The sequence below is a fragment of the Paenibacillus sp. 05T425 genome (genome assembly GCF_056396205.1).
The window spans coordinates 1-475 of the sequence record NZ_JBFTLA010000086.1 but is presented as its reverse complement, the minus strand read 5'-3'; the positions used below and the strand labels follow the sequence as shown (position 1 = coordinate 475).

Annotated in this window: 1 protein-coding gene; it reads right to left on the bottom strand. The window is 62.2% G+C overall.

All coding sequences use genetic code 11. The features are described from left to right. Positions 1-475 (bottom strand): PLP-dependent aminotransferase family protein (locus AC1DF0_RS32195; RefSeq protein WP_477577637.1); only part of this gene is annotated, 475 nt, incomplete at both ends.

Below are 475 nucleotides of genomic sequence, written 5' to 3'. Positions count from 1 at the left end.
GAACAGGTGGTTCTGAGTACCGCCCGACACCACGTCGAAACCGCGCTCGATGAACACACCGGCCATGGCCTGGGCGTTTTTCACCACTTGTTGCTGGTAGGCCTTGAACTCAGGCTGCAGCGCTTCCTTGAAGCAGATCGCCTTGGCAGCGATCACGTGCTCCAGCGGGCCGCCCTGGGCRCCMGGGAATACYGCGGMGTTSAGCTTCTTCTCGATGTCKGCGTTRGCSYKAGCCAGGATCAGGCCGCCACGTGGACCGCGCAGGGTTTTGTGGGTGGTGGTGGTCACCACGTCAGCGAAAGGCACCGGGTTCGGGTAGACGCCAGCGGCGACCAGACCGGCCACGTGGGCCATGTCGACGAACAGGTAAGCACCAACCTTGTCAGCGATAGCGCGGAAGCGTGGGAAGTCCAGAACCTGCGAGTAGGCAGAGAAACCGGCCACGATCATTTTCGGCTTGTGCTCAACGGCCAGA